This is a genomic window from Cupriavidus sp. USMAA2-4 (genome assembly GCF_001854305.1).
Lineage (GTDB): Bacteria > Pseudomonadota > Gammaproteobacteria > Burkholderiales > Burkholderiaceae > Cupriavidus > Cupriavidus malaysiensis.
In genome coordinates, this window is the sequence record NZ_CP017748.1 from 4,006,915 (window position 1) to 4,028,587 (window position 21,673).

General features: G+C 65.7%; 17 protein-coding genes. 15 read left to right on the forward strand and 2 right to left on the reverse strand.

Annotated elements, in window-relative coordinates:
- The first annotated feature begins 26 nt into the window (after nt 1-26).
- The 3 genes from carB (at nt 27) to BKK79_RS17865 (ending at nt 4,641) form a co-directional block, all read left to right on the forward strand.
- On the forward strand, nt 27-3,284 hold the full coding sequence (gene carB / locus BKK79_RS17855) for a carbamoyl-phosphate synthase large subunit (RefSeq protein WP_071038165.1): 3,258 nt from the start codon (nt 27-29) through the stop codon (nt 3,282-3,284).
- A gap of 282 nt (nt 3,285-3,566) precedes the next feature.
- Nucleotides 3,567-4,043: a transcription elongation factor GreA gene (greA, locus tag BKK79_RS17860; protein WP_071016471.1), complete on the forward strand. Its 477-nt coding sequence runs from the start codon at nt 3,567-3,569 to the stop codon at nt 4,041-4,043.
- A 94-nt stretch (nt 4,044-4,137) separates the two neighbouring features.
- Entirely contained in the window at nt 4,138-4,641 is a 504-nt protein-coding gene (locus BKK79_RS17865) for a DUF4149 domain-containing protein (protein ID WP_071014102.1), read from the forward strand.
- 63 nt (nt 4,642-4,704) lie between these two features.
- Here the strand turns inward: BKK79_RS17865 and BKK79_RS17870 are convergent, their stop codons facing one another.
- Nucleotides 4,705-5,202 carry a YhbY family RNA-binding protein gene (locus BKK79_RS17870; protein WP_071014099.1) on the reverse strand — a complete coding sequence of 166 codons (498 nt, stop codon included), beginning with the start codon at nt 5,200-5,202 and terminating at the stop codon, nt 4,705-4,707.
- Between the two features lie 175 nt (nt 5,203-5,377).
- On the opposite strand from BKK79_RS17870, the gene BKK79_RS17875 reads away from it, so the two are divergent.
- From BKK79_RS17875 to phoR, 11 genes are all read left to right on the forward strand, one after another.
- Nucleotides 5,378-6,043 carry an RlmE family RNA methyltransferase gene (locus tag BKK79_RS17875; RefSeq protein ID WP_071014097.1) on the forward strand — a complete coding sequence of 222 codons (666 nt, stop codon included), beginning with the start codon at nt 5,378-5,380 and terminating at the stop codon, nt 6,041-6,043.
- A 213-nt stretch (nt 6,044-6,256) separates the two neighbouring features.
- Complete coding sequence (gene ftsH, locus BKK79_RS17880) at nt 6,257-8,143, forward strand: ATP-dependent zinc metalloprotease FtsH (RefSeq protein ID WP_071014094.1); 1,887 nt, start codon at nt 6,257-6,259, stop codon at nt 8,141-8,143.
- A 194-nt stretch (nt 8,144-8,337) separates the two neighbouring features.
- A complete protein-coding gene (folP, locus tag BKK79_RS17885; RefSeq protein WP_071038166.1) occupies nt 8,338-9,219 on the forward strand; it encodes a dihydropteroate synthase in 882 nt (293 codons plus the stop codon).
- A 49-nt stretch (nt 9,220-9,268) separates the two neighbouring features.
- A complete protein-coding gene (gene glmM / locus BKK79_RS17890) occupies nt 9,269-10,615 on the forward strand; it encodes a phosphoglucosamine mutase (protein WP_071038167.1) in 1,347 nt (448 codons plus the stop codon).
- A gap of 226 nt (nt 10,616-10,841) precedes the next feature.
- Nucleotides 10,842-11,876, forward strand: coding sequence for a phosphate ABC transporter substrate-binding protein PstS (gene pstS, locus BKK79_RS17895; protein ID WP_071014086.1), 1,035 nt, complete (start codon nt 10,842-10,844; stop codon nt 11,874-11,876).
- A 119-nt stretch (nt 11,877-11,995) separates the two neighbouring features.
- The gene (gene pstC, locus BKK79_RS17900; protein ID WP_071038168.1) at nt 11,996-12,961 is read left to right on the forward strand and encodes a phosphate ABC transporter permease PstC; all 966 of its coding nucleotides are present in this window, start codon (nt 11,996-11,998) and stop codon (nt 12,959-12,961) included.
- Nucleotides 12,958-13,863: a phosphate ABC transporter permease PstA gene (pstA, locus tag BKK79_RS17905; RefSeq protein WP_071014083.1), complete on the forward strand. Its 906-nt coding sequence runs from the start codon at nt 12,958-12,960 to the stop codon at nt 13,861-13,863. Before pstC ends, pstA begins: the two co-directional genes overlap by 4 nt.
- 46 nt (nt 13,864-13,909) lie before the next feature.
- A complete protein-coding gene (gene pstB / locus BKK79_RS17910) occupies nt 13,910-14,698 on the forward strand; it encodes a phosphate ABC transporter ATP-binding protein PstB (protein WP_071014081.1) in 789 nt (262 codons plus the stop codon).
- 70 nt (nt 14,699-14,768) lie between these two features.
- On the forward strand, nt 14,769-15,473 hold the full coding sequence (phoU, locus tag BKK79_RS17915) for a phosphate signaling complex protein PhoU (protein ID WP_071014078.1): 705 nt from the start codon (nt 14,769-14,771) through the stop codon (nt 15,471-15,473).
- Between the two features lie 17 nt (nt 15,474-15,490).
- Entirely contained in the window at nt 15,491-16,201 is a 711-nt protein-coding gene (gene phoB / locus BKK79_RS17920) for a phosphate regulon transcriptional regulator PhoB (RefSeq protein ID WP_071014076.1), read from the forward strand.
- Nucleotides 16,202-16,298: 97 nt separating this feature from the next.
- Nucleotides 16,299-17,639: a phosphate regulon sensor histidine kinase PhoR gene (phoR, locus tag BKK79_RS17925; protein WP_071014073.1), complete on the forward strand. Its 1,341-nt coding sequence runs from the start codon at nt 16,299-16,301 to the stop codon at nt 17,637-17,639.
- Between the two features lie 136 nt (nt 17,640-17,775).
- On the opposite strand, the gene ppk1 is transcribed toward phoR, so the two are convergent.
- The gene (ppk1, locus tag BKK79_RS17930; protein WP_084084772.1) at nt 17,776-19,893 is read right to left on the reverse strand and encodes a polyphosphate kinase 1; all 2,118 of its coding nucleotides are present in this window, start codon (nt 19,891-19,893) and stop codon (nt 17,776-17,778) included.
- A 155-nt stretch (nt 19,894-20,048) separates the two neighbouring features.
- On the opposite strand from ppk1, the gene ppx reads away from it, so the two are divergent.
- The gene (gene ppx, locus BKK79_RS17935) at nt 20,049-21,581 is read left to right on the forward strand and encodes an exopolyphosphatase (RefSeq protein WP_071014068.1); all 1,533 of its coding nucleotides are present in this window, start codon (nt 20,049-20,051) and stop codon (nt 21,579-21,581) included.
- Nucleotides 21,582-21,673 lie beyond the last annotated feature (92 nt).

Below are 21,673 nucleotides of genomic sequence, written 5' to 3' on the forward strand. Positions count from 1 at the left end.
CGCCGCGCCTACAAAGAGAGCGTGCAATGCCAAAACGCACAGACATCAAAAGCATCCTGATCATCGGCGCGGGTCCCATCATCATCGGCCAGGCGTGCGAGTTCGACTACTCCGGCGCACAGGCCTGCAAGGCCCTGCGCGAGGAAGGCTTCAAGGTCATCCTGGTCAACTCGAACCCGGCGACCATCATGACGGACCCGAACACGGCGGACGTCACCTACATCGAGCCGATCACCTGGGAAGTGGTGGAGCGCATCATCGCCAAGGAGCGTCCGGATGCCATCCTGCCGACCATGGGTGGCCAGACCGCGCTGAACTGCGCGCTCGACCTGCACCGCAACGGCGTGCTGGAGAAGTACAAGGTCGAACTGATCGGCGCGTCGCCCGAGGCCATCGACAAGGCCGAGGACCGCCAGAAGTTCAAGGACGCGATGACCAAGATCGGCCTGGGTTCGGCCAAGTCTGGCATCGCCCATTCGATGGACGAGGCCGTGGCCGTGCAGGCGCAGATCGCCCGCGAGACCAGTACCAGCGGCTATCCGATCGTGATCCGCCCGTCTTTCACGCTGGGCGGCACCGGCGGCGGCATCGCCTACAACCGCGAAGAGTTCGAGGAGATCTGCAAGCGCGGTCTCGACCTGTCGCCGACCCGCGAACTGCTGATCGAAGAGTCGCTGCTGGGCTGGAAGGAGTACGAGATGGAAGTGGTCCGCGACAAGGCGGACAACTGCATCATCATCTGCTCGATCGAGAACCTGGACCCGATGGGCATCCACACCGGTGACTCGATCACCGTGGCGCCCGCGCAGACGCTGACCGACAAGGAATACCAGATCCTGCGCAATGCCTCGCTGGCCGTGCTGCGCGAGATCGGCGTCGATACCGGCGGCTCCAATGTGCAGTTCTCGATCAATCCGAAGGACGGTCGCATGATCGTCATCGAGATGAACCCGCGCGTGTCGCGTTCGTCGGCCCTGGCCTCGAAGGCCACCGGCTTCCCGATCGCCAAGGTCGCCGCCAAACTGGCGGTGGGCTATACGCTGGACGAACTGAAGAACGAGATCACCGGTGGCCTGACCCCGGCTTCGTTCGAGCCCTCGATCGACTACGTGGTCACCAAGGTGCCGCGCTTTGCCTTCGAGAAGTTCCCGCAGGCCGACAGCCACCTGACCACGCAGATGAAGTCGGTGGGCGAGGTGATGGCGATGGGCCGCACCTTCCAGGAGTCGTTCCAGAAGGCCCTGCGCGGCCTCGAAGTGGGCGTGGACGGCCTGGACGAGAAGTCGGCCGACCGCGACGAGATCGTCGAAGAGATCGGCGAGGCGGGTCCGGACCGCATCTGGTACGTGGGCGATGCCTTCCGTATCGGCATGTCGCTGGAAGAGGTCCATGCCGAGACCGATATCGATCCGTGGTTCCTGGCCCAGATCGAGGACATCGTCAAGACCGAGGGCCTGGTCAAGGCGCGCACGCTGGACAGCCTGTCCGCCGCCGAACTGCGCCTGCTCAAGCAGAAGGGCTTCTCCGACCGCCGCCTCTCCAGGCTGCTGAAGACGGATGCGAAGTCGGTGCGCGAAGCCCGCGTCGCCAAGAACGTGCGCCCGGTCTACAAGCGCGTCGACACCTGCGCGGCCGAGTTCGGCACCAACACCGCCTACATGTACTCGACCTACGAGGCCGAGCACGGCGAGTGCGAGGCCGACCCGACCGACCGCAAGAAGATCATGGTGCTGGGCGGCGGCCCGAACCGGATCGGGCAGGGCATCGAGTTCGACTATTGCTGCGTGCACGCAGCGCTCGCGCTGCGCGAGGATGGCTACGAGACCATCATGGTCAACTGCAACCCGGAGACCGTGTCGACCGATTACGACACCTCCGACCGCCTGTACTTCGAGCCGTTGACGCTGGAGGACGTGCTGGAGATCGTCGACAAGGAGAAGCCGGTCGGCGTGATCGTCCAGTATGGCGGCCAGACCCCGCTGAAGCTGGCGCTGGACCTGGAAGCCAACGGCGTGCCCATCATCGGCACCAGCCCCGACATGATCGACGCCGCCGAGGACCGCGAGCGTTTCCAGAAGCTGCTGCAGGAACTGGGCCTGCGCCAGCCGCCCAACCGCACCGCGCGTGCCGAGGACGAAGCGCTGCGCCTGGCCGAGGAGATCGGCTATCCGCTGGTGGTGCGCCCCTCCTACGTGCTGGGCGGCCGCGCCATGGAGATCGTGCATGAGCCGCGCGATCTCGAGCGCTACATGCGCGAGGCAGTCAAGGTGTCGAACGACTCCCCGGTGCTGCTCGACCGCTTCCTCAACGACGCCATCGAATGCGACGTGGACGCCCTGTGCGACGGCCAGCGCGTCTTCATCGGCGGCGTGATGGAACACATCGAGCAGGCCGGCGTGCACTCCGGCGACTCCGCCTGCTCGCTGCCGCCGTACTCGCTGGCGCAGGAGACGGTCGACGAGCTGAAGCGCCAGACCGCCGCCATGGCCAAGGCGCTGAACGTGGTCGGCCTGATGAACGTGCAGTTCGCCATCCAGCAGGCCGACGGCAAGGATACCGTCTACGTGCTGGAAGTGAACCCGCGCGCCTCGCGTACCGTGCCCTACGTGTCGAAGGCCACCGGCCTGTCGCTGGCCAAGATCGCGGCGCGCTGCATGGCGGGCCAGTCGCTGGACTCGCAGGGCGTCGCCGCCGAGGTGGTGCCGCCGTACTTCAGCGTCAAGGAAGCAGTGTTCCCCTTCAACAAGTTCCCCGGCGTCGACCCGGTGCTCGGACCCGAGATGCGCTCCACCGGCGAAGTGATGGGCGTGGGCAAGACCTTCGGTGAAGCGCTCTTCAAGAGCCAGCTCGCTGCCGGTTCGCGCCTGCCGGCCAAGGGCACGGTGCTGATCACCGTCAAGGACAGCGACAAGCCGCGCGCGGTCGGCGTGGCCCGCATGCTGCACGACCTGGGCTATCCGATCGTCGCCACCCGCGGCACCGCCTCGGCCATCGAGGCGGCGGGCATTCCGGTGCGCGTGGTGAACAAGGTCAAGGACGGTCGCCCGCATATCGTCGACATGCTCAAGAACGGTGAGCTGGCGCTGGTCTTCACCACGGTGGACGAGACCCGCACCGCCATCGCCGACTCGCGCTCGATCCGCATCTCGGCGCTGGCCCACCGCGTGCCGTACTACACCACCATCGCCGGCGCCCGCGCCGCGGTGGAAGGCCTGAAGCACATGCAGAGCCTGGAGGTCTACGACCTGCAGGGCCTGCACGCGGAACTCGCCGCCGGCGCCTGAGGTACCTGCGCGGCTGCCCCGCAAGTCCTCGCCGGGAGCGGGGCGGGACGGGGAGGCCGTTGTGCCCCCCGTTCCGGGGGCCTGCCGGCAGCGATGGTTGCTGCCGGCAGGCGTCTTGGCCTAAACTAACGTGAAATTCGCTGATCGAACGGCGATGCCCGGCGTCGCCGGGTGTGCCGGTCGATCGAAACCGAAAGCCGCGGTTGAGCGGAAGTGCCCATGGCCAGCAGGCCGGGCACGGACCCCGCTCCGCTGCGGCTCATTTTTTTGCCGAACAAAGACATGAGCACCATTCCGATTACCAAGCGCGGCGCAGAACTGCTCAAGGAGGAACTGCACCGCCTGAAGGCCGTCGAACGTCCGGCCGTGATCAACGCGATCGCCGAGGCGCGTGCCCAGGGTGACCTGTCCGAAAACGCCGAGTACGACGCCGCCAAGGAAAAGCAGGCTTTTATCGAAGGCCGCATCCTCGAGGTGGAGTCGAAGCTGTCGGCTGCGCAGGTCATCGATCCGACCCAGCTCGACACCGACGGCCGCATCGTGTTCGGTGCCACGGTCGACCTCGAGGATCTCGAGTCGGGCAGTGCAGTGCGCTACCAGATCGTCGGCGACGATGAGGCCGATCTCGAGAGCGGCAAGATCTCGGTGAGCTCGCCGATCGCCCGTGCCCTGATCGGCAAGTTCGAGGGCGACGTGGCCACGGTGTTGGCACCGGGCGGCGAGCGCGAGTACGAAGTCATCACCGTCAGCTACGTCTGAGGCGCTGGCGGGCGCGGCCGGCCGCAATGCCGGCTGCTGCGCGCCACCGGGCCGACTACGATCACGCCACGCCGACAAACGCCGACACCCAGCCGTGTTCTCCGCCTCCTACGCCAGCCTGCCGCCATTGCCGCACCGCATCTTCCTGCTGCTGACCGTGATCTGGGCAGGCAGCCTGTGGACGGTGGGCTATATGGTGGCGCCGACGCTGTTCTCGATCCTGCCGAGCCGCGAGACCGCAGGCATGGTCGCAGGCCAGCTGTTCTACACCGAGGCCGTGCTCGGCGTGGTGGTCGGCGTGCTGCAGTTGGTGCTTTGCAATGTGATGATCCGGCGTGGCGCGGTCCGCTACCGTGCACTGCGCTGGCTGGTGCTGGCCATGTTGTGCTGCGTGCTGGCCGGCTATTTCGGTGTGCAGCCGTTCATGGAGGCGCTCAAGGCCAAGGCCCATGCACTGGGCGTGGGGGTTTCCGAATCGCCCTACCGTGGGGATTTCGGCATGCTGCACGGGATTTCCAGCGGTTTCTATCTGCTGCAGAGCGTGTTGGCCCTGGTGCTGGTCTGGCGCGCCGCGGCACCGCGTTCGGCCGGCGAGTGAGCGCAGTGTCCGTGCCGACTGCGCGGCGCGGACGGCCGGGGCTGGCGCCCCGGCGGGCGGGCTTCAGCCCAGTGCCTTCTTCTTCTGGCTGGCCGGGCGCTGACGTGCGCGTTTGACGTTGCCGCCGGCGGTGACACGTTCATTGCCCAGTACCGTCACCTGCTTGCGCGTCGGGCGCCGGTTCGGCGCCGCGCTGGGCTTGCGGACCGTGACGGTGCGCGGGGCGGAGCCCTTGCGCTGAGCCTGGCGGGGCAGCTCGCCGGGCTGGTTTTCCTTCAGGCGTGCAGGACCCGGGCGCCACACCACCAGCAGCTTGCCGATGTGCTGGATCGGGGCGGCATCCAGCGCCTCGCAGATCGCCTCGTAGATGGCGATGCGGGCTTCGCGTTCGTCGCCGAACACGCGGATCTTGATCAGGTCGTGAGCCGCCAGGCTGCGGTCGATTTCCGCGAGCACCGCCGGCGTGAGGCCCTCGGCGCCGATCATCACGACCGGATTGAGGCCGTGGGCGCGGGAGCGGAGTTCGGAGCGCTGGGCGGGGATGAGTTGGAGTGCGGGCATAGGGTCAGGCGCCGGCGAGCGGCGCATACGGGGCCGGGGGCGGCCGGTCAAAGCGAATTGGCGCGTATTATCCGTCAAATCGGCCCGCATCGGCGGCAAAATCAGCAAAATTGAACGGGAAAGCCTGGGGCGGCCGGCCTCCGCGCGGTAGCTTTCCCGCTAATCGGTGTTTGGAATGGCCAAGAACAAGTTCAACCAGTCGTGGCTGCACGACCATATCAACGATCCCTATGTGAAGATGGCGCAACGGGAGGGCTATCGCGCCCGCGCTGCGTACAAGCTCAAGGAGATCGACGAGCAGGACAAGCTTATCCGTCCGGGTCAGGTCATCGTCGACCTGGGCGCGGCGCCGGGAAGCTGGAGCCAGTATGTGCGCAACAAGCTGGCGGCCTCGCCGCGCGCCAAGGATGGCCGTATCGACGGTGCTGTGGTGGCGATCGACCTGCTGCCGATGGAGCCGATCGCCGACGTGACCTTCATCCAGGGTGACTTCCGCGAGGAAGAAGTGTTCCTCCAGTTGGAAAAAGTGGTGCTCGATGCCTCCGGCGGTGCAAAAATCGACCTTGTATTGTCGGATATGGCCCCCAATCTGTCGGGAGTGGCTTCCGCCGATGCCGCCCGCATCGAGTACTTGTGCGATCTGGCATTGGATTTCGCCCAGGCGCACCTGAAGCCGGATGGCGCGCTGCTGGTAAAGTGTTTCCACGGCAGCGGCTACAGTCAGATCGTGGAGAAGTTCAAGCAGGTGTTCAAGGTGGTCGCGCGGCGCAAGCCGAAGGCTTCCCGCGACAAATCGTCCGAGACCTTCATCCTCGGGCGCTACCTGAAGACAGCCGCTTGATGCCAGATGCCTGCCGTCTGGCTTGGCCGCCAGGTGGATGCGGAGGCATCTCCGCAGCGCCGCGCCCGGCGCTGGCGGCATGGGACGGCGGCAAGCGAACGGGCGCTGGCCGCGAGGCTATGGGTGTCATAAATTCAGTGTTTCCCCCCGGGGGCGAGCGCTGCATTACAATGCAGCTATCCGTTGGCAAGGCAATCGCAAAGGAGTTCGGCCTTGAATAACAACCTGTTTCAAAAGGCGGCAATCTGGCTGGTGATCGCACTGGTCCTGTTTACCGTCTTCAAGCAGTTCGACAAGCCCCGCACCCAGGAGGGCGTCACCTACTCGCAGTTCATGGATGACGCCAAGAATGGCAAGGTGGGCCGGGTCGACGTGCAAGGCCGCAACCTGGTCGTGACGCCCAAGGAGGGCGCCAAGTACACCATCATCTCGCCGGGCGACATCTGGATGGTCGGCGACCTGATGAAGTACGGCGTCCAGGTGACGGGCAAGGCCGATGACGAGCCGAACGTGCTGGTACAGGCCCTGTACTACCTCGGGCCGACCTTGCTGATCATCGTCTTCTGGTTCTACATGATGCGGCAGATGCAGGGCGGCGGGAAAGGCGGTGCCTTCTCCTTCGGCAAGTCCCGCGCGCGCCTGATCGACGAGAACCAGAACGCGGTCACCTTCCAGGACGTCGCCGGCTGCGACGAGGCCAAGGAAGAAGTGGTCGAACTGGTCGACTTCCTGAAGGACCCGCAGAAATTCCAGAAGCTGGGCGGCCGCATTCCGCGCGGCGTGTTGCTGGTCGGCCCCCCGGGTACCGGCAAGACGCTGCTGGCGCGTGCCATCGCCGGCGAAGCCAAGGTGCCGTTCTTCAGCATTTCCGGCTCGGACTTCGTCGAGATGTTCGTCGGCGTGGGGGCGGCCCGCGTGCGCGACATGTTCGAGAATGCCAAGAAGCAGGCGCCTTGCATCGTGTTCATCGATGAAATCGATGCGGTCGGCCGCCATCGCGGCGCCGGCATGGGCGGCGGCAACGACGAGCGCGAGCAGACCCTGAACCAGATGCTGGTGGAAATGGATGGCTTCGAGGCCAACTCGGGCGTGATCGTGATCGCCGCCACCAACCGGGCCGACGTGCTGGACAAGGCGCTGCTGCGTCCGGGCCGTTTCGACCGCCAGGTCTACGTGGGCCTGCCGGACATCCGCGGCCGCGAGCAGATCCTGCGCGTCCATATGCGCAAGGTGCCGATCGGCAACGACGTCGACGCTTCGGTGATCGCGCGCGGCACGCCGGGCTTCTCCGGCGCCGACCTGGCCAACCTCGTCAACGAGGCCGCGCTGTTCGCCGCCCGCCGCAACAAGCGCGTGGTCGACATGCAGGACTTCGAGGATGCCAAGGACAAGATCTTCATGGGTCCGGAGCGCAAGTCGACCGTGATGCGCGAGGAAGAGCGCAAGGCCACGGCCTACCACGAGTCCGGCCACGCGGTGGTGGCGAAGCTGCTGCCCAAGGCGGATCCGGTGCACAAGGTCACCATCATGCCGCGCGGCTGGGCGCTGGGTGTGACCTGGCAACTGCCCGAGCATGACAAGTACTCGAAGTACAAGGACAACATGCTCGAAGAGATCGCCATCCTGTTCGGCGGTCGCGCGGCGGAAGAGGTCTTCCTCAATGCGATGAGCACCGGCGCGTCCAACGACTTCGAGCGCGCCACCAAGATCGCCCGCGACATGGTGACCCGCTTCGGCATGAGCGATTCGCTCGGCGCCATGGTCTATGTGGATACCGAGCAGGATGGCATGTTCGGCAAGATGTCCGCCAAGAGCGTGTCGGAAGCCACGCAGCAGAAGGTCGACGCCGAGATCCGCCACATCATCGACGACCAGTACGCGCTGGCCAAGCGACTGCTGGAAGAGAACCGCGACAAGGTCGAGGCCATGACGGCCGCGCTGATGGAGTGGGAAACCATCGACGCCGACCAGGTCAACGACATCATGGCCGGCAAGCCGCCGCGCCCGCCGCGCGGTGCTACGGGTACCAGCGGTGGCGGTGGCAGCACGCCCTCGGGCGGCTCGCCGGTGGCACCGTCCAACGCACCGGCGACGGCCTGAACGCCGCCTGACCGGTTCGTGCAGTACCGATGACCTGGAAGCCGGTGCCATGCGCACCGGCTTCTTGCATTCCGGCGGCCGCGCGCCTTGCACTTGTTGACTTGCTCGCGTGCCGCTTTCCCAACCGGCTACGGCCCGTGCGCTCGGTGCGCAGGGCGGCGGGCCGGCCCCCATCACAACCGCTTTGCCTTCCGATGTCGTCCAATCCGCTTCCCCCGGCTCCGTCGCACTTCCAGTGCGGACGATTCCGTTTCGACCTGGCCCGCCGCCCCTTGGTGATGGGCATCCTCAATGTCACGCCGGACTCCTTCTCGGATGGTGGCCAGCATGCCGGCCTCGATGCGGCGCGGCGTCACGCCGAACGCATGATCGCCGAGGGCGTCGATATCATCGATATCGGCGGGGAATCGAGCCGGCCGGGCTCGGCCGCGCTGCCGCTGGAGCAGGAACTGGAACGGGTGCTGCCGGTGGTGGAGGCGCTGCGCGATTGCGGCGTACCGCTCTCCATCGATACCTATAAGCCGGAGGTCATGCGTGCCGCACAGGACGCAGGCGCCGACCTGATCAACGACATCTGGGGCTTCCGCATGCCCGGCGCGGTCGAGGCGGTCGCCGGTGGCCAAACCGGACTGTGCTTGATGCATATGCAGCGCGATCCGCAGACCATGCAGGAGGATCCCGTTTATACCGATGTGGTGGCGGAGGTGCGCGATTTTCTCGCCGGGCGCGTCGCGGTCTTGCGCGCGGCCGGCGTCGAAACTTCCCGCATATCCCTCGATCCGGGGTATGGCTTCGGCAAGACACCGGATCATAATCTGCGTCTGCTCGCACAACAGCCCCGCCTGGCGGCGGACGGGCTGCCTCTGCTGGTGGGGCTGTCGCGCAAATCGACGCTCGGCGCCATCCTGGGCGGCCGACCCCCGCAGCAGCGCGTGGCCGCGAGCATTGCTGCTGCGGTCTGCGCGGCGGAACGCGGTGCATTCATCGTGCGCGTGCACGATGTGGAACAGACGGTGGACGCCCTCAAGGTCTGGTGGGCGGTCCGCCATGAGACGGTCGCCGGTGCGAACGGCTGAGGCGACCGGATCGACCGATAGCGAACACAGAATCCTGGAGATTGAGCCAATGACTCGCAAATACTTCGGCACCGACGGCGTGCGCGGCAAGGTAGGAGAACTGCCGATCACCCCGGACCTGGTGATGCGCCTCGGCCATGCCGCAGGCAAGGTGCTGGCGCATGGCGCGCGCCAGCATGCGCAGGGCCGCCCGACGGTGCTGATCGGCAAGGACACCCGTATCTCGGGCTATATGCTGGAGGCCGCGCTCGAGGCCGGTTTCACCTCGGCCGGCGTCAACGTGCTGCTGACCGGCCCGCTGCCGACTCCCGGCATCGCCTACCTGACGCGGGCGCTGCGCCTGTCGGCCGGCGTGGTGATCTCGGCCAGCCACAATCCTTACTATGACAACGGCATCAAGTTCTTCTCGGCGGATGGCGACAAGCTGCCCGACGCGGTGGAGCTGGAGATCGAGGCCGAGCTGGAACAGCCGATGGGCTGCGTGCCTTCGGACGAACTGGGCCGAGCGCGGCGCATCGACGACGCGGCAGGCCGCTATATCGAGTTCTGCAAGAGCAGCTTCCCGTACGAACAGGACCTGCACGGCCTGAAGCTGGTGGTCGACTGTGCCCATGGCGCCGCCTACCATATCGCGCCGCACGTCTTCCATGAACTGGGCGCCGAGGTGATCGCCATCGGCAACCAGCCGGACGGACGCAACATCAACGCGGGCTATGGCGCGACCGCGCCGGAGAAGCTGGTGGCCGAGGTCAAGGCGCGCGGCGCCGACCTGGGCCTTGCCTTCGATGGCGACGCGGACCGCCTGCAGGTGGTCGATGCCGACGGCCGTCTCTACAACGGCGACGAACTGCTGTACCTGATCGCGCGCGACCGCATCGCGTCCGGGCAGAAGGTGGAAGGCGTGGTCGGTACCCTGATGACGAACATGGCAGTGGAGCTGGCCTTCCAGCGCATGGGCATCGGCTTCGTGCGCGCCAAAGTGGGCGACCGCTATGTGCTGGAGGAACTGCACAAGCGCGGCTGGACACTGGGAGGCGAGGGCTCAGGCCACCTGCTGTGCCTCGATCGCCATAGCACGGGCGATGGCATTGTCTCGGCCTTGCAGGTGCTGGCAGCGCTGCGCCGCAGCGGCCGCCCGCTGGCGGAACTGCTTGGTGGCGTGGCGCTGTTTCCCCAGACCCTGATCAACGTGCGCGTGGAGAAGGGCTTCGACTGGCAGAGCCACGCCGGCCTGCAGGCCGCCCGTGCCCGGGTGGAGCCGGAACTGGAGGGGCGCGGGCGGGTGTTGATCCGTGCATCGGGGACCGAGCCTGTGGTTCGCGTGATGGTCGAGGCCGAGCAGGCCGATGCCGCGGAACGCGCGGCCCAGGCCTTGGCGCAGGCGCTTCGTTCCTGAAGCGGAGGCTGGCGGATGTGACGAAATGCCGGGTGCACCCGGCATTTCTTTTTTCCTATTTTAGCAATTAACCGTCAGAAAATAAGGGGTGAAACGGGGTGGCAGACTCGGCTGGGCAATACGTTTCAAGAAGATTTGATGCTGTCATGGAATTGTCATCTACGGGGCATAGAGTTCGACTTGTCAAAAATTTGTCATTCCCAACCCCCTGTTCTCTGGAGGACATATGAAGCTGGTCAAGACTGCCGTGGCAGGCATCGCATCGTTGTTGGTGGTGGGCACTGCGTTCGCGGCGGAAATTACCGGTGCTGGCGCGTCCTTCCCCGCGCCCGTCTATTCCAAGTGGGCCGACGCATACCAAAAAGCAACGGGTAACAAGGTCAACTACCAGTCCATCGGTTCGTCGGGCGGCATCAAGCAGATCGGCGCCAAGACCGTGGACTTCGGCGCATCGGATGCACCGCTGAAGGACGAAGAACTCGCCAAGCAAGGCCTGGTACAGTTCCCGACGGTGATCGGCGGCGTGGTGCCCGTGATCAACCTGCCGGGCATCAAGCCGGGTGAACTGGTCATCACCGGCGACGTGCTGGCCAACATCTACCTGGGCAAGATCAAGAAGTGGGACGATCCTGCCATCAAGGCGCTGAACCCGCACGCCAAGCTGCCGAGCCAGGACATCCTGCCGGTGCGCCGTGCCGACGGTTCGGGCACCACCTTCATCTTCACCAACTACCTGTCCAAGGTCAGCGCCGACTGGAAGGGCTCCGTGGGTGAGGGCACCACGGTCAACTGGCCGGGCGGCGGTACCGGTGGCAAGGGCAACGAAGGCGTGGCCGCCTTCGTCCAGCGCCTGAACGGTGCCATCGGCTACGTCGAGTACGCCTACGCCAAGCAGAACAAGATGACCTACCTGAGCATGAAGAATGCCGCGGGTACGGTGGTGCAGCCGAGCGACGATGGTTTCAAGGCCGCCGCCGCCGGTGCCGACTGGAGCAAGACCTATTACCAGATCCTGACCAACGAGCCGGGCAAGACCGCGTGGCCGATCGCCGGCGCAACCTTCATCCTGGTCCATAAGAACCAGGAGAAGCCGGCACAGGGCACCGAAGTGCTGAAGTTCTTCGACTGGGCATACAAGAGCGGCGGCCATCTGGCCACCGAGCTGGACTACGTGCCGCTGCCGGAGTCGGTCGTGAACCAGATCCGCAATACCTGGAAGACCAGCGTCAAGGACGGCTCGGGCAAGGCGCTGTACAACTGATCAACGGATCGCGATCGGTTGAACGACGCCTGACCTCCCGGGACGCCCGCGCGTCCTGACGAGCCGGCCCGGTGCGCCGGGCCGGCTTCCCAACGAATTTACTGTTTCCACTCGACAACATGGCGACCTCGTCCGACCTCCCCGCCGTGCGCCCCCCAAGCCGGGCTGGCGACCTCCTGTTCGGCGGCCTGACCCGGGCAGCAGCCATCGTGACGCTGCTGCTGCTGGGCGGCATCATCGTCTCGCTGGCGATCAGCGCCTGGCCGTCGATCCAGACGTTCGGACTGCGCTTTCTCTGGGCTGCCGAGTGGGATCCCCCCGCGGATGTCTATGGCGCGCTGGTGCCCATCTACGGCACCATCGTGACCTCGATCATCGCGCTGATCATCGCCGTGCCGGTCAGCTTCGGCATTGCCCTGTTCCTGACCGAACTGTCGCCGGCCTGGCTGCGCCGCCCGCTGGGGACCGCGATCGAACTGCTCGCCGCGGTGCCGTCGATCGTCTACGGCATGTGGGGCCTGCTGGTGTTCGCGCCGATCTTTGGCGAGTATTTCCAGAAGCCGCTGGCCGCCACGATCGGGCAGGTGCCGGTGATCGGCAAGCTGTTCCAGGGCGCTCCGCTGGGCATCGGCCTGCTGTGTGCCGGCGTGATCCTGGCCATCATGATCATTCCCTACATCGCCTCCGTGATGCGCGATGTGTTCGAAGTGACGCCGGTCCTGCTGAAGGAGTCGGCATACGGTGTAGGCTGCACCACCTGGGAGGTGATGTGGCGCGTCGTGCTGCCCTACACCCGCGCTGGCGTGATCGGCGGCGTGATGCTCGGCCTGGGCCGGGCTCTGGGCGAGACCATGGCCGTGACCTTCGTGATCGGCAACACCAACCTGCTCGACAACGTTTCGCTGTTCTCGCCGGGCAACAGCATCACCTCGGCGCTGGCCAACGAGTTCGCCGAGGCGGGCGCAGGCCTGCACACGGCCGCGCTGATGGAGCTGGGCCTGATCCTCTTCTTCATCACCTTCGTCGTGCTCGCGCTGTCCAAGCTGCTGCTGCTGCGCCTGGCCAAGAATGAGGGGGCAAAATGAGCCAAACCAGCCAAGCCACGATTTCGACTTCCTCGATCCCGGCCGTCCACCAGGACGCCGACGCGGTACGTGCCCGCTTGCAGGCGCGCCGCCGCCGCACCAACCTGTTTGCGCTGGCCGCGTCGCTGGGGGCCATGGCCTTCGGCCTGTTCTGGCTCGCATGGATACTGTGGACCACCGTCACGCTCGGCGTGGGCGGCCTGTCGATGGACCTGTTCACGCAGATGACGCCGGCGCCGAACACGGCCGGCGGCGGCCTCGCCAACGCCATCTTCGGCAGCTTCGCCATGGTCGGGCTTGCCACGCTGTTCGGCACGCCGCTGGGCATCCTGGCCGGCATCTACCTGGCCGAGTACGGCAAGGCCGGTCCGCTGGCCAGCGTGGTCCGTTTCATCAACGACATCCTGCTGTCGGCGCCTTCGATCGTCATCGGCCTGTTCGTCTATGCGTTGGTGGTCACCCGCATGGGGCACTTCTCCGGCTGGGCCGGGGTCTGCGCGCTGGCCCTGCTGCAGGTGCCGATCGTGGTGCGCACCACCGAGAACATGCTGAACCTGGTGCCCAACGCCTTGCGCGAGGCCGCCTTCGCCCTGGGTACGCCCAAGTGGAAGATGGTGCTGTCGATCACGGTGAAGTCGTCCTATGCGGGCATCATCACCGGCGTGCTGCTGGCGGTTGCGCGTATCGCCGGCGAAACCGCGCCGCTGCTGTTCACCGCGCTGTCGAACCAGTTCTGGAGCTCCGACCTGAACAAGCCGATGGCCAACCTGCCGGTGACCATCTTCCGCTTTGCCATGAGCCCGTTCACCGAATGGCAGCAGCTGGCCTGGGCGGGCGTGTTCCTGATCACCATCGGTGTGCTCGCGCTGAATATCCTGGCGCGCATGATGTTCAAGAAGTAAGGCGCCAGCCGCGCCGATTGCCAACGAATTTCCGCGAGACAAGAGCATGACTTCGACCGTCATCGACATCCCCGACACCGTCCGTGCCAAGATCGACGTGCGCAACCTGAACTTCTTCTATGGTCAGTTCCATGCGCTGAAGAACATCAATATGTCGATTCCCGACCGCAAGGTGACGGCCTTCATCGGCCCGTCCGGCTGCGGCAAGTCGACGCTGCTGCGTACCTTCAACAAGATGTACGCGCTCTACCCGGAGCAGCGTGCCGAGGGCGAGATCAACATGGACGGCGAGAACCTGCTGACCAGCCGCCAGGACATCGCCCTGCTGCGCGCCAAGGTCGGCATGGTGTTCCAGAAGCCGACGCCGTTCCCGATGTCCATCTACGACAACATCGCCTTCGGCGTGCGCCTGTTCGAGAAGCTGTCGCGCTCGGAAATGGACGACCGCGTGGAGTGGGCCCTGACCAAGGCGGCGCTGTGGAACGAAGCCAAGGACAAGCTGCACCAGTCGGGCTATGGTCTGTCGGGTGGCCAGCAGCAGCGCCTGTGCATCGCGCGCGGCATCGCCATCCGCCCCGAAGTCCTGCTGCTCGACGAGCCGTGCTCGGCGCTCGACCCGATCTCGACCGGCCGCATCGAGGAGCTGATCGCCGAGCTGAAGGACGAGTACACCGTCGTCATCGTGACGCACAATATGCAACAGGCGGCGCGCTGCTCGGACTACACCGCCTACATGTACCTGGGCGAGCTGATCGAGTTCGGCGAGACCGAGAAGATCTTCATCAAGCCGCATCGCAAGGAAACGGAAGACTACATCACCGGCCGTTTCGGCTGATCGCCATCGGCCCGTTCGATTCCGGTCCATGCCGCACGTGCGGCGACCGGTTCGCGGCCAGGAGGACACCATGACCGACAAGCACCTGTCTACCCAATTCGACGCCGACCTCAACGCCATCAACACCAAGCTGCTGCAGATGGGCGGGCTGGTCGAGTCGCAGATCGAGCGCGCCATGCGCGCGCTGGCCGACTTCGATGCCGACCAGGCCGACCAGGTCATCGCGCGCGAGCAGCAGGTCAATGCGATGGAAGTCGAGATCGACGCCGACTGCGGCAATATCATCGCGCGCCGCCAGCCGACCGCGCGCGACCTGCGCCTGGTGATGGCCATCTCCAAGACCATCACCAACCTCGAGCGCGCGGGCGACGAGGCGGACAAGATCGCCAAGCGCACCAAGCACATCATGGAGGATGCGGCGGGGCACAATATCAACTACTCCGAGGTCAAGCTGTCCGGCGACATGGCCATCGCGCTGTTGCGCCAGGCGCTGGATGCCTTCGCCCGCCTCGACACGGTGGCCGCCGCCCGCATCGTCAAGGAAGACAAGGCGATCGACGACGAATTCCGTGCCTTCGTGCGCAAGTTGATCACCTATATGATGGAAGATCCGCGCACCATCTCGGTGGCGCTGGATTTCCTCTTCGTGGCCAAGGCCGTCGAGCGCATCGGCGACCACGCCAAGAACATCGCAGAATTCATTATCTATATCGTCAAGGGAACCGACGTGCGCCATGCCTCGCGTGAGGACATGGAGCGCGAAGCGTTGAGCTGATCGGGAGAACATCGCATATGCCTAGCAGTATTCTTGTCGTCGAGGATGAACCGGCCATCGCCGAACTGATCGCGGTCAACCTCCAGCACGCCGGCCACTATCCGATTCGCGCGTATAACGCCGAGCAGGCGTTGTCGCTGATGAGTGACGTGCTGCCGGATCTCGTGCTGCTCGACTGGATGCTTCCGGGCAAGTCGGGCGTCAATTTCGCGAAGGAACTGCGCAACAACGATCGCACCAAGCAGATCCCCATCATCATGCTGACCGCGCGCAGCGAGGAGCAGGACAAGGTGATGGGTCTGGAGGCGGGCGCCGACGACTACGTCACCAAGCCGTTCTCGCCGAAGGAGCTGCTGGCGCGGATCAAGGCGGTGCTGCGCCGCCGCGCGCCGCAGCTGACCGACGACGTGGTCGCCATCAATGGTCTGCGCCTCGATCCAGCCACCCATCGCGTCACGGGCCAGGATACGGGCGGCGAGGCGATCAAGCTGGATCTTGGGCCGACGGAGTTCCGCCTGCTGCACTTCCTGATGACCCATCCGGAGCGCGTCCACAGCCGCTCGCAGTTGCTGGATCAGGTGTGGGGCGACCACGTGTTCGTCGAAGAGCGCACGGTGGACGTCCATATCAAGCGCTTGCGCGCGGCCCTGACGCCGGGCGGATACAGCAATATGATCGAGACGGTGCGCGGCAGCGGCTACCGCCTCGCGCGCGCTCCCGGCGCCTGACGGCCGAGGCCCGGCGGCTGCGCCGGCGCTCCGTTCATGGCACACTCCTGCGCAACTATCGTTTGGCGCGGCTGTCCGGCCGCGCCTTGAATGTCCGATGAACGTCATCTGGGCCCGTTCGGCGGCCATCCTGATCAGCGTGGCCGTCGCGTCGGCCGGGCTCTACCTCTGGCGCGGCCCGGTCTGGGCGCTGTCGCTGGGCTGCCTGGCCCTGCTCGGGCAACTGGGTTACTACCTCTATCAGATCAACCGCCTGTGGAAGGTGCTGGATGCGCCCGCCTACGGCGAGATCCCCAGCGCGCTCGGCCTGTGGGGCGAGGTGTATTACCGGCTGCACCGGCTGGTCAAACGCTGGCGCTTGCAGGTGCTGCAGGTCGAGCAGCAGCACCTGCGCTTCATCCAGGCCATCCAGGCCTCGCCCAATGGCGTGCTGATGCTCGATGATGCCGACCAGATCGAATGGTGCAACGACGTGGCCGAGCACCACCTCGGCCTGAACGCGCGGCGCGACGTGCGCCAGCGCATCACCCACCTGATCCGGCGCCCGGAGTTCGTCCAGTACCTGATGCGCCAGCGCTTCGATGACCCCCTGGTCATGCGAGACATGGGTTCGCACAAGCACGGCGTGATCGCCGTGCAGATCCTGCCGTATGGCGAGAATCGCAAGCTGGTGCTGACGCAGGACATCACCAAGCTGGAGAACACCGAGGCCATGCGGCGCGACTTCGTCGCCAACGTCTCGCACGAACTGAAGACGCCGCTGACCGTGCTGACCGGTTTCCTGGAGACCGTGCGCGACCTGCCCGTGTCGGAGGAGGACCGCCGCCGCTACGTGGACCTGATGCTGGTGCAGTCGATGCGCATGCAGCATATCGTCGAGGACCTGCTGGCGCTGGCCAAGCTGGAAAGCGACGCCCAGGCGCCGGGCTACGAGCCGATCCCCGTCAACGGTATGATCGCGCACCTGCTGCACGACGCCGAGGCATTGTCCCAGGGGCGCCACCGCATCACCAGCGACGTGGATGCCGGAGTGATCCTGCGCGGCTCGGAAACGGAACTGTTCTCGGCGCTGGCCAACCTGGTATCGAACGCCGTGCGCTACACGCCCGACGGCGGCCAGATCGGTATCCGCCTGGCCATGGACGAGGGCCATGCGGTATTTTCCGTCAGCGATACGGGCCTGGGCATCGCGCCCGAGCACATCCCGCGCCTGACTGAGCGCTTCTACCGCGTCGACCGCAGCCGTTCGCGCGATACCGGCGGGACCGGTCTCGGTCTGGCCATTGTCAAGCACGTGCTGTCGCGCCACCATGCCGACCTGCGTATCAGCAGCGAAGTGGGCCGGGGCAGCGTGTTCCGCGTCGTATTCCCGCTCGACCGCAGCGGGCATGAGGCCCAGCAGGTGCGTGGCGGCGATATGCCGCAGCGCGCAGCCTGAGGCTGGCGCGCCGATACGAGTCGACCGGCCGCGTCAGGAAGCGTGAGGCACGGGGGGCTGGGGCTGTAGAGGCTGACCAGGCGCCAGCAGGCAAGCGGGCCGCTCGCGCCTGCGGCCCGTCCGGGTTCAGCTGGGGTCAGCGATTGCTGAACAGCGCCAGCAGGTCGGTCTGGCTGACGTGCTGCAGCTTGGCCTTGGATTGCTTGTGCACGTATTCGCCATCACCCTGCATGATCCAGGCCGAGGCATTGTCGCGCAGGTGCACGCGCAGGCTTTCCTGGATCACGCGCTGCTTGAGCGCCTTGTTCTTGACAGGGAAAGCGACTTCGACACGGCGGAACAGGTTGCGGTCCATCCAGTCGGCGCTGGACAGGTAGACCACCTCCTCGCCGTCGGCCAGGAAGTAATAGACGCGGTGGTGCTCGAGGAAGCGGCCGACGATCGAGCGTACGCTGATATTCTCGGACAGCCCCGGCACCCCGGGCCGCAGCGCGCACACGCCGCGCACGATCAGATCGATCTTCACGCCGGCGCGCGACGCCTTGTACAGCTCGTCGATGATCGATGGCTCCAGCAGCGCATTCATCTTCGCCATGATGCGGGCACGCTTGCCGGCGCGGGCATTGCGGGCTTCGGCGCGGATGTGTTCCACCAGCTGGTCGTGCATGGTGAAAGGCGACTGCCAGAGCTCGTTGAGGCGGATGCTGCCAGCGGTGCCGGTCAGCAGCTGGAAGACGTGATGGACATCCTCGCAGATGGTCTCGTCGGCCGTCAGCAGGCCGAAGTCGGTGTAGAGACGGGCCGTGCGCGGGTGATAGTTTCCGGTGCCCAGGTGCACGTAGCGGCGCAGCTTATGGTCCTTGGACTTGATGCGCTCGCGGCGCACGATCAGCAGCATCTTGGCGTGGCACTTATGTCCGACCACGCCGTAGACCACGTGGGCGCCGGCATTCTCCAGCCGTTCCGCCCAGTTGATATTGGTCTCCTCGTCGAAGCGCGCCAGCAGCTCCACCACCACCGTGACTTCCTTGCCGTTGCGAGCGGCAGTCATCAGGGCTTCCATCACCAGCGACTCGTTGCCGGTACGGTAAACCGTCTGCTTGATCGCCACCACGTCGGGATCGTTGGCCGCAAGCTGCAACAGGTCGAGCACCGAACTGAAGCTCTCGTATGGATGGTGCAGCAGCACGTCCTGCTGGCGGATGGCGTCGAACATCGAGACGCCACCGGAGAAGGCCTTGACGGCGGCCGGTACGTGGGGAGGGAACTTGAGCGCGGGGCGGTCGACCAGGTCGGGGATCTGCATCAGCCGTACCAGGTTGACCGGGCCACTGACGCGGTACAGGTCCTGCTCGCCCAGGCCGGACTCCAGCAGCAGGCGGCGTGCCAGTTGCGGCGGGGTGTCGGATGAGACTTCCAGCCGCACCGTGTCGCCGAAGTGCCGTGTCGGCAGCTCGCCCTGCAGCGCTTCGCGCAGGTCGGTGATCTCGTCTTCCGAGACGAACAGGTCCGAGTTGCGGGTCACCCGGAACTGGTAGCAGCCGTGCACCTCGATGGCGGGAAACAGCTCGTGCACGAAGCCTTGCATGAAGGACGACAGCAGCACGAAGCCGAAGGGGTAGCCGGACAGCGATTCCGGCATCTTGACCACGCGCGGCAGGGCGCGCGGCGCCTGCACGATGGCCAGCTCGGCCTCCCGGCCGAAGGCGTCGGTGCCCGACAGTTCGACCACGAAATTCAGGCTCTTGTTGAGCACGCGCGGGAACGGGTGGGCGGGGTCGAGGGCGATCGGCGTCAGCACCGGGCCGAGTTCGCGCAGGAAGAAATCGCGCGCCCAAGTCCTCTGGGCGTCATTCCACGAGCCGGTCAGGTGGAAGAAGACACCTTCCTTCTCCAACAGTGGGAAAATCACGCTCTGCAGCATGTCATACTGCATGCCGACGAGCCGCTGGGTGCGTTCGGTGACGAGCTGGTAGGTCTGCTGGAAGGAGAGGCCGTCGGGCGTCATGCCGGACGGGTTGTCGCGCAACTGTTCCTTGAGGCCCGCCATGCGGATCTCGAAGAACTCGTCGAGATTGCTGGATACGATGCAGATGAACTTCAGTCTTTCCAGCAGCGGGACCTTGGGATCTGCTGCCTGCGCCAGGACACGAGCGTTGAATTCCAGGATGCCGAGCTCACGGTTGAGCAGCGTACCGGGCGGCGTCGTCGACATTGGCATGACCTTATTTTGGTAATGCTGCGACTTTTTCATAGAATCATGTCAGTTTGATGACATTGTGATTTTGTCATGCTCCGGTCATGAGCAAGACATATTTTGAGGGATTGGGCCATGGACAGGGAAGGTGCCGCAAGTGCCGCCGGTTGCCGGGCCACCGAGAATCCCACATCTGAGTTCCGCACACAACGATGAATGAATCCCCACGCTTGCTGGCCGCAGTCGACATGGGTTCGAACAGCTTCCGATTGATGATCGGGCGGGTGGACGAGACCATGACCGCATCGGGTCCGGCGAGTCAGATCTTCCAGGTCGACGCGCTGCGCGAGCCTGTCCGGCTGGCAGCCGGCCTGACCCCTGACAAGTATCTCGACCAGCCCGCGCGGCGACGCGGCGTCGATGCGTTGCGGCGCTTCGGTGACCGCTTGCGCGATTTCGCGCCCGGCCAGGTGCGCGCGGTGGCGACCAATACGCTGCGGGTGGCGAAGAATGCGCCGGAATTCCTGATCGAGGCAGAGGCGGCGCTGGGCTTCCCGATCGAAGTCATCGCCGGCCGCGAAGAGGCGCGCCTGATCTACCTCGGTGCCTCGCACGATGCCCCGGCGTGCCAGGGCAACCGGCTGGTGGTCGATATCGGCGGCGGCTCGACCGAGTTCATCATCGGCAGCGGCTTCCAGCCCAAGCTGATGGAGAGCCTGTACATCGGCTGCGTGTCGCACAGCCGGCAGTTCTTCCCCAGCGGCAATGTCGACGACTACGCGATGAAGCAGGCCGAGCTGGCCGCGCGGCGCGAGATCCAGGTGCTGGTGCGCCAGTATCGCGGCGCCGGCTGGCAGCAGGCGGTCGGTTCCTCGGGGACGGCGCGCGCGCTGGCAGAACTGATCGAGCTCAACGGCATGAACGACAACCCGGGCGAGCACGGCATCACCCGCGAGGGACTGGAGCGGCTCAAGCGCGCACTGGTCAAGGCGGAGAACGCCAACCGGGTCAAGCTGGCCGGGCTCAAGCCGGACCGCATCCCGGTGCTGCCGGGCGGGCTGGCGATCATGCTGGGCGTGTTCGCCGAACTCGACATCGAGCGCATGGATGTCACCGACGGGGCGCTGCGCCTCGGGGTGCTCTACGACCTGCTGGGCCGCAGTCATCACGAGGACATGCGCACCGTCACGGTCGACCAGTTCATGCGCCGTTATGCGGTGGACCGCGCGCAGGCCCAACGCGTGCGCAATGCCGCGCTGAGCCTGCTGGCGCAATTCCCCGAGCCGCCCGACGAACTCCGCGAGGACAATCTCGCCCTGCTCGGCTGGGCGGCAAGCCTGCACGAGATCGGGATGTCGATCTCGCACAGTGGCTATCACAAGCACTCGGCCTACATCGCCACGCACGCCGATATGCCCGGCTTCTCCAAGACCGACCAGGCGCGGCTGGCCGCGCTGCTGCTCGGGCACGCGGGCAAGCTCGGCAAGCTCTCCGGCAGCGGACGCTTCCTCGACTGGCGCATGCTGTTCAGCCTGCGCCTGGCCTTCGTGCTGTGCCGCCGGCGTACCGACTCGCCGCTGCCGCAGATCCGCGTGCGCCAGCGCGCCGATGCGCTCGACGAAGGTTTCGAGGTGCGGTTGCCGCGCGACTGGATCGATGGCAATCCGCTGATCGAATACAGCCTCGCTCAGGAGGCCGATGAGTGGGAGCGGGTGGGCAAGCGCTACAAGGTGGTCTACGCCTGAGCACGGCACCCGCCGCCGGGGCAGGGTGCCGGGGCCCGCAACGGGCCCGTTTCAGGCTCGTCCGGAGTCCATTGCCGAATGCGCAGGCCGGC

Coding starts and splice junctions, on each gene's coding strand:
- carB (WP_071038165.1), top strand. CDS start 27: ATGCCAAAACGCACAGACATCAAAAGCATCCTGATCATCGGCGCGGGT.
- greA (WP_071016471.1), top strand. CDS start 3,567: ATGAGCACCATTCCGATTACCAAGCGCGGCGCAGAACTGCTCAAGGAG.
- BKK79_RS17870 (WP_071014099.1), bottom strand. CDS start 5,202: ATGCCCGCACTCCAACTCATCCCCGCCCAGCGCTCCGAACTCCGCTCC.
- BKK79_RS17875 (WP_071014097.1), top strand. CDS start 5,378: ATGGCCAAGAACAAGTTCAACCAGTCGTGGCTGCACGACCATATCAAC.
- folP (WP_071038166.1), top strand. CDS start 8,338: ATGTCGTCCAATCCGCTTCCCCCGGCTCCGTCGCACTTCCAGTGCGGA.
- glmM (WP_071038167.1), top strand. CDS start 9,269: ATGACTCGCAAATACTTCGGCACCGACGGCGTGCGCGGCAAGGTAGGA.
- pstS (WP_071014086.1), top strand. CDS start 10,842: ATGAAGCTGGTCAAGACTGCCGTGGCAGGCATCGCATCGTTGTTGGTG.
- pstC (WP_071038168.1), top strand. CDS start 11,996: ATGGCGACCTCGTCCGACCTCCCCGCCGTGCGCCCCCCAAGCCGGGCT.
- pstA (WP_071014083.1), top strand. CDS start 12,958: ATGAGCCAAACCAGCCAAGCCACGATTTCGACTTCCTCGATCCCGGCC.
- pstB (WP_071014081.1), top strand. CDS start 13,910: ATGACTTCGACCGTCATCGACATCCCCGACACCGTCCGTGCCAAGATC.
- phoU (WP_071014078.1), top strand. CDS start 14,769: ATGACCGACAAGCACCTGTCTACCCAATTCGACGCCGACCTCAACGCC.
- phoB (WP_071014076.1), top strand. CDS start 15,491: ATGCCTAGCAGTATTCTTGTCGTCGAGGATGAACCGGCCATCGCCGAA.
- phoR (WP_071014073.1), top strand. CDS start 16,299: ATGAACGTCATCTGGGCCCGTTCGGCGGCCATCCTGATCAGCGTGGCC.
- ppk1 (WP_084084772.1), bottom strand. CDS start 19,893: ATGAAAAAGTCGCAGCATTACCAAAATAAGGTCATGCCAATGTCGACG.
- ppx (WP_071014068.1), top strand. CDS start 20,049: ATGAATGAATCCCCACGCTTGCTGGCCGCAGTCGACATGGGTTCGAAC.